The sequence below is a fragment of the Filibacter tadaridae genome, from assembly GCF_900609045.1.
Taxonomy (GTDB): domain Bacteria; phylum Bacillota; class Bacilli; order Bacillales_A; family Planococcaceae; genus Sporosarcina; species Sporosarcina tadaridae.
The window spans coordinates 150,012-156,734 of sequence record NZ_UXAV01000036.1 but is presented as its reverse complement, the minus strand read 5'-3'; the positions used below and the strand labels follow the sequence as shown (position 1 = coordinate 156,734).

The 6,723-nt window shown below is 39.4% G+C and carries 8 protein-coding genes; all 8 read right to left on the bottom strand.

What is annotated here, in order from left to right; translation table 11 throughout:
* Nucleotides 1-273: 273 nt before the first annotated feature.
* The 8 genes from FILTAD_RS07310 to FILTAD_RS07275 all read right to left on the bottom strand — a co-directional run bounded on the left by FILTAD_RS07310 (nucleotide 274) and on the right by FILTAD_RS07275 (nucleotide 6,515).
* Nucleotides 274-849: a GNAT family N-acetyltransferase gene (locus tag FILTAD_RS07310; RefSeq protein WP_124069819.1), complete on the bottom strand. Its 576-nt coding sequence runs from the start codon at nucleotides 847-849 to the stop codon at nucleotides 274-276.
* A 468-nt stretch (nucleotides 850-1,317) separates the two neighbouring features.
* The gene (locus FILTAD_RS07305; protein ID WP_124069818.1) at nucleotides 1,318-2,040 is read right to left on the bottom strand and encodes a DUF2812 domain-containing protein; all 723 of its coding nucleotides are present in this window, start codon (nucleotides 2,038-2,040) and stop codon (nucleotides 1,318-1,320) included.
* The gene (locus FILTAD_RS07300) at nucleotides 2,037-2,354 is read right to left on the bottom strand and encodes a PadR family transcriptional regulator (protein ID WP_124069817.1); all 318 of its coding nucleotides are present in this window, start codon (nucleotides 2,352-2,354) and stop codon (nucleotides 2,037-2,039) included. The genes FILTAD_RS07305 and FILTAD_RS07300 overlap by 4 nt, the downstream gene beginning before the upstream one ends.
* 395 nt (nucleotides 2,355-2,749) lie before the next feature.
* Nucleotides 2,750-3,082, bottom strand: coding sequence for a hypothetical protein (locus tag FILTAD_RS07295; RefSeq protein WP_124069816.1), 333 nt, complete (start codon nucleotides 3,080-3,082; stop codon nucleotides 2,750-2,752).
* A gap of 96 nt (nucleotides 3,083-3,178) precedes the next feature.
* Entirely contained in the window at nucleotides 3,179-3,451 is a 273-nt protein-coding gene (locus FILTAD_RS07290; RefSeq protein WP_124069815.1) for a YesK-like family protein, read from the bottom strand.
* A gap of 409 nt (nucleotides 3,452-3,860) precedes the next feature.
* Nucleotides 3,861-4,322 carry a hypothetical protein gene (locus FILTAD_RS07285; RefSeq protein WP_124069814.1) on the bottom strand — a complete coding sequence of 154 codons (462 nt, stop codon included), beginning with the start codon at nucleotides 4,320-4,322 and terminating at the stop codon, nucleotides 3,861-3,863.
* A gap of 111 nt (nucleotides 4,323-4,433) precedes the next feature.
* The gene (locus tag FILTAD_RS07280; protein ID WP_124069813.1) at nucleotides 4,434-5,690 is read right to left on the bottom strand and encodes a replicative DNA helicase; all 1,257 of its coding nucleotides are present in this window, start codon (nucleotides 5,688-5,690) and stop codon (nucleotides 4,434-4,436) included.
* 3 nt (nucleotides 5,691-5,693) lie between these two features.
* The gene (locus FILTAD_RS07275) at nucleotides 5,694-6,515 is read right to left on the bottom strand and encodes a conserved phage C-terminal domain-containing protein (protein WP_160117582.1); all 822 of its coding nucleotides are present in this window, start codon (nucleotides 6,513-6,515) and stop codon (nucleotides 5,694-5,696) included.
* Nucleotides 6,516-6,723 lie beyond the last annotated feature (208 nt).

The following is a 6,723-nucleotide window of genomic DNA, read 5'->3' as shown; positions in this document are numbered from 1 at the left end:
AATGTTTATAGTGGCGAATACCGCAAATAGACTTTTTGATTTTCCTATTCGATTATAGAACTCTTCTCCTAACAAGCGATTTCCTCCAATGTCTTCAGGTTTTCATAGTGAACAAACCGATTACAGCCTCTTTAACAAACGTTTAAGTGCTATTCCGTTAAGGGCCAGTTTGATGAATGGGTGCAAATCTTTGTGCTAGAAATGCGCCCGATTGTCGCAAGATTATTAAAAGAGAGCAAACCAACTTACTGATTTGCTCTCTCCTTTATTAGTTTAAACTAATGTCTCTTCCCAGTCTTTTCTTAGCAAACCCATAACAAGAATATCATGGTATTTGCCAAATCTAAAGAGCTCTTCTCTAAAAGTGCCTTCCAACTGAAATCCACATTTTTCATATGAGCCAATAGCTCTTTGATTATAACCAAACACTTGAAGTTTTACCTTATTTACATTCATATAATTAAAAATAAAATCAAGTAAAACCTTCATTGCATCTGTTCCATAACCTTTTTCTTGAAAATCAGGACCAATAGAAACTCCGACATGACAGGTGCCATTTTTCCAATTAACTAAGTAAACAGCTATCGTTCCGATGAATACTTTTTCATCTTTAAGTTCAATAGCAAACATGTAGTCATCTTTCTCAGAGCTAATTTCTCCAAGAAACTTTTCATGGTCTGCTTCAGTTGGTGGAAATGGAATACCATCATTCATTAACAGACGACTTTCCATTACGTCCTCAACATTAGAAAAGCTCTCGTAATCCTCTTTTGTAATTTTACGTAGAATTACTTTTTCTCCTGTTAAAAAACTCTTTACATACTTCTTGATCAATTTAGATTCCCCCATTTTTTCAGGGGTCGCAGTAAAGGGGTTATTTTTACTGTACCCCTGTGACGTTTTGTTCAATTATATCTGTGAAAACGTCTACTACAATGCTCGATAACATAGGCTAATCTCCCTTTTTGTGATAATTCAAATATACATCAAATTAGCACTATTAATCAACTTCTATCAGTTTCTTTACACTACAATATGGCCCGATTGAAGCACAAACCTTATACCGTTAAAGCGCCCGTTAGGCGAAGATATCTCTACAACATCAATGATATAGCAATATTTCGAATACACCGGCCAAAATACCATAAGCAATTTACTAACACATTAACTAGATGATGCTAGGTAACCGAACGAACCATACTTTAAGCGTACCTTTGTATAAATGCAAAATGCAATCATTTCTTAAATCACCAGACGGATCGATAAAGTTATTTATAAATTTTGCTTCCAAGCCCAATCCAGTAACCAATTTCTATTCTACTCTCGCTTTCCCCCGACTTTATGATAAAGGGACATGATGACCCAAATAGCAGTTGGAAATGCGACCGCCCCAATCATCATGGCTGTAAGGATGTTAACTGTAATACCTGTACCATCAACAAAGAACAAAATGATAATCGCAATTAGTAATAGAATAAATGGTATAATCTTCACTAACATAACTAATCCTTTTCTTCCTTCTACCTTCCACTTGTTATTATATATTGCGATTACAGTCCAAGCTGTTGGGATGGCAATTACACTGAGAATAGCAGCTACTACAATAAGTAATGATTTTAAGATACCAGAACTTATCATAGCTCCAAACCATACGAGTACTGTTATTAAAACAAATGGAATTGCCATGCTTTTCATTGAGGACCTTGAGTTTTCATACTTTTCAACCGTTGTGTCACGGTCTGTATAAATCGGTTTTGTACCAGGATGTGCCCGAAATAAATGAATATCTGCTTCTGAGGAAACATGCGACCAACCGGAAGATGAAAAAAGATCAAAATATTCCTCTTCATCATCCGATTTTAGTGAATGATAATCTACATTATAGATATAATCTGATCCTTCTCCTTTTTCAAGCGTATACCCCATAAACTTAAAATCACTGACATGCCAACCTTTCAAAGAAAATCGGCGTAATTTTTCCATATCCTTCTCCTCAGAAAAGGCTAACCCACCTGACATAATATACTTTGTTTGTCTCATTCTTGGACCTCCTTCAATCCAGTATCAGCTAATTGAATCATCAGTTTCCTCACCTTTAAATCTTCTTCAAATACTTCTCTGCCCTTTTCAGTAAGCAGATATGTCTTACGTCTTGAATCCGATCCATCATACAAATAAATCCACTCTTGTTTTAACAACTTTTTAATAATCGTGTACATTGAGGCTGGACCTATAGTAATTATTCCATTTGTTGTTTCTTCAATTAAGTTCATAATAGCGTAACCATGCCTCGGTTTGGTTAGAGCAGCCATAATATAAAATGTTGAATCTGTTAATTGATCCGTTTTCTTCAACCAATCACCAACTTTCTATATTTTTTTAGGATATATCGTAAAATGATACATGTATCTAATAACAATATATCATGATGTGATACATATGTCTACAGCTATATCATAACTTGATACATTAATATGTGAAATCTTTCTTTTAGAATTAAAAAAGAGCCCATAGAATAGGCTTTTTGCTAAATCTACAGAATCTTCTTGTTCATTATCCTTCTACACTGCACTTTGATTCAAACCATAGGTGTAGCCAATTTTGGTACTTCTTTTTATAAACCAAAAATTGAGTAGTTGCTTCTTAAATATGTGATTACTTTCCTCAGCAATATGGCCCGATAATGAAATTTGGACGCTTTTCAATTCTATTAAAGTACCTGATTTCCGTATATTATTAAACCCGTTTATTAACCAAAAGGAAGGCGAGGTTTTTCGTCTGTATATCTGTAGTATGTCCATTCACCATTTTCCATTGTCTCGCATCGCTTACTGCTACAAGAGAATATGAAGGTTTGTTTATCAGTACGGACACTGACACCGAAATAATAAGGAAACACTCCCCCTCTGCTCCTGTCCATACTCGCTTCAATGGCCACTATATTCTCATCTTCATCAATCTTTTTATAGTCCTCGCTCTCGACTGTTTTTGGAATCATTTCGCTTAATATAATCTTTTCCTCTGAGGAAGGTGTATACCATTGCTCAATTAGTAACCAATTCCCCAAAACAAACAAATTCACGGCTAATGCGCCCGTTTAAATAAGATCATTTTGAAGAAAACATTCGTCGGTTAAGTGAGGACTCTTACAAGGCATTAACGCCCGATAAGATGCATCCTAGTTGCTACTTCTTAAGAGAGCCCCAATAATAGTACCTATCCATATTCCTAGTAAAATAGTGATCGAAACAACTCCTAATCCCATACCTTCCCAACCCCCAACGCCAATCACGCTATAAATAATTACCGCGAGACAGATCAGGCTTAATACAGCAGAGGTTGAAAATAAAGCTTGTCTTGAAACTTTACGGGACATAATAAACATCCCAACTGCAAACACAATTCCGAAAAGCAGTATGGGAGTCCATCCTTCTAACATCAACGCATCCATTTTATTCCCCCCTTGCTATGTTATTATTCGAAGAAGGATCTGCCACAATCTTGGTCCTTATTGTTGAAGGCAGTTCCTATTCAAGACTAATCAAACTAGTACAACAAGTATATCATTTATAATTCCTCATACTTATAGCTTTTCACTTTATTCATCAGAATTCCCCTACTTCCATAAGTAGCGGGATGAATGCTGGATACGCCATTCAATTCAGTGGCAGGGCACCCCCCGGCTGAATTAAGTTAAATACCTTTTGCTTGATAAACAACTGTCTCATGCAACCCCTCCTCGTACTAGAAAACCCTTTTCAGTAAAACCCGTTATCTCTACTACGAATTGGATAACATAACGATTCACTTTCTTCAGAGTAAAAGAACAAAACATTCAGTCTCGTTACTCTCACTCAAGCCTACATCCGCGCCAACACCCGCTCCCCCGCGCTGGCATGTCCTAAATAATAAGGATACGCAACAACTTTGTTGCGGTGGAAGTATAATATATTCGAAGCATCCGTTTCATCGAAATGAAAAAGCTTCTGCATTAAATGAGAGCCATTCGTCAATCGTTTTGGCGTCTCTCGGAACATGTCCTGGTGGAGTGCATGCGCTTCTAAAACATTTCCACTATAATAAAATGCGAATCGACCTGGCTCTCTAGTTTCAACGACGTACAGCTTAATCTTGCCAATACTTAACTGATTTCGTGCAACCATTTTCGAAATCGCCTGATCGTCATAGTCGATGGCATCCAGTCGCTCGGAGTCTTCCTCCACTTTTACTTTCCCCTCGGCAATTGCCCAAAACATCCGATGTGCCAAGTGCACCATGTCCATTTCAATCGCCAACTGAAACACTTCTTGTACAGATACCATATTCACGCCATCCTTTCTCTTTGCCTAGGTAATTGTAAAATCTCGTACTGTGAGTAAGTTTGTACAAAGCGATTTTTCGTCTAGCCTCCAGGCGCCCCTCGCTTTTGTTGTTTACCATTCAATATTATGGAGAATGCCTGTTTCTTTCACATAACGGACAGTTGTTGTTCCTGTGGGGCCATTGCGATTTTTCGCGATATGAATTTCTAATAGAGCTGGCATGTCTGTTTCTTTGTTGTAGTAGTCGTCGCGGTATAAAAAACCGATCACATCCGCATCTTGTTCAATATTACCCGAGTCGCGCAAATCGCTCATGACGGGGCGTTTGTTATCACGGATTTCGACACCGCGATTTAGCTGGGATAGACAAACGACAGGACAGTCAAATTCTTTTGCCATTTGCTTCAAATCATTGCTAATTTGCCCGACGACTTCAGTGCGGTTATAGCTCTGGGAGTCGCCACGGATAATTTGCAAATAATCGACGAAAATAATCGGTTTTTGCTTCGGCTCCGTATGTATCATTTTTCTCGCTGCAGCACGCATTTGGGACACTGTAAGCCCGGCGCGGTCATCAATATGAATATTCGCTTCATCCAATCTAGCGAGAGTCGGGAGCCAGTTCGATTTTTGCTTGTCGGTGAAATGCGTGTATGGATTTCGCATACGCAGTCGGTTATAACCGCCCGTTATAGCGATGAACCGGTCAATCATCGACGTTCTGCTCATCTCTAGCGAAAAAATAATTGGCTTATACCCCGCTAATCCTGCATGGAGCGCGAAATGATTCAACGTATCAGTCTTTCCCATCGATGGTCTTGCAGCAATGACGATTAATTCGGCAGGTTGGAAACCGTCGAGCAATTTGTCCATATCATGCAATCCAGTCGGTACGCCAGGTACATGCTGTTTTTCTTCGTAAGGTCTTTCACCCATCCGCACCAAATCCATTTTAATGCCCGCATCGAGTCCTGCACTGCCTTCCTTTTCTAAATCCTCAAACGCTTGTTGGATTGACCCAATTTCCCAATCCCCCTCTTTCGCCTGTATGAGAATCTTGTTTTTTTCACGGTTTTTCCATGCCTCGCGCATCATGTCAACATACCGGTCAAACTTCGTCGGGCTTGCAAAATTCGCCAGTTCGGCCAAGTAATTTGCACCGCCAAGTAGCACGGGCTCCATCATCGTCAGTAGGGTTACATAGTCGACGGGACGTTTTTTTGCCAGTAACGCCTGCATGCACCCAAAAATGTTTTTGTGAATTTGACTGATGAAAAAGTCTTGAAACACATCACTATCGACAATTAAATAATTCTCCGAAAGCATCGTTCCTAACACACCTTTTTCAATCTGCTCATGACACGTCATCCGTTACGCCTCCCCTTTGCTAAAGTCTAATTCGAGTGGCTTTGGCGGACTGCTTGCCGGCAAGTCACTGACCCTCGATTCTTCCAAATAGTTTTCAAAATTCGTCGCATTGAATAACGTGGAAGGGCGTAAATACTTCTGCCAATGTGGATCATTCAGCCAGTTCCCAGCTTTTTTATCGATAACTTTCTTAAAATCCGTTAATTTGTACCCTTCACGTAAACGCCCTTTCACCAATCGCGCTGTTGATTTCGAAGACGCTTTGAATTGCGTACTTGCTTTGTCATTCAAATAATCAATGACAGACACAACGTCGAGATCGTTCTCGACAATATCTTTTTTAATACTCTTAACCTCTTTGGTTATTGCTAGGGGCATTTTGCCTTCTGTAGTGGGCGCAATTTGCACTTCCTCTTGGGCCGATTGTGCTCTCGTCGATGATGCATCTTGCACTTCCTCTTGAGCTGATTGTGCCGTCGTCGATGGCGCATCTTGCATCACCGGACAATGCAGTTTTTCATAATTGATGCGGTACCATTTTGTCTTGTCCATTTTCATCCGATTGTACGAAGAAGTCGCAATGATATACCCTTTGTCTTCCAGTCTACGAATCGCTCTTTTAATCGTATCGACAGACCAGAATGGGAATTCTTCGTTTTTCCACTCGTCATATGTTTTGTAAACCCACTTATGCCCATCCCGCACGTTCGTCGAGATGAGCGATCTAAAATGCAGTTGTTGAAGTAAAATAGCCTCATTCAATCCTACTTGCATAGCAAGCGAGGGAAGCACTTGAAGCGGCGACTCTTCGATTAATAAATTCATCATGAATCCTCCTCTGGTGAATGAAAAACAAAAGCGCTGGAGCCTGGTAGCTAGTGTTTTTTGACGACAGTACGACGTCTTTTGCCTAGACGAACGATGCCTTCACACTTTATATAGACAATCCATTCGAAAAAGGATACAACGTAGTGAAATTTATTTTTTCAATTTAATCATGAAGATCTTTTTTACGCCAATAAAAAAAGTAACC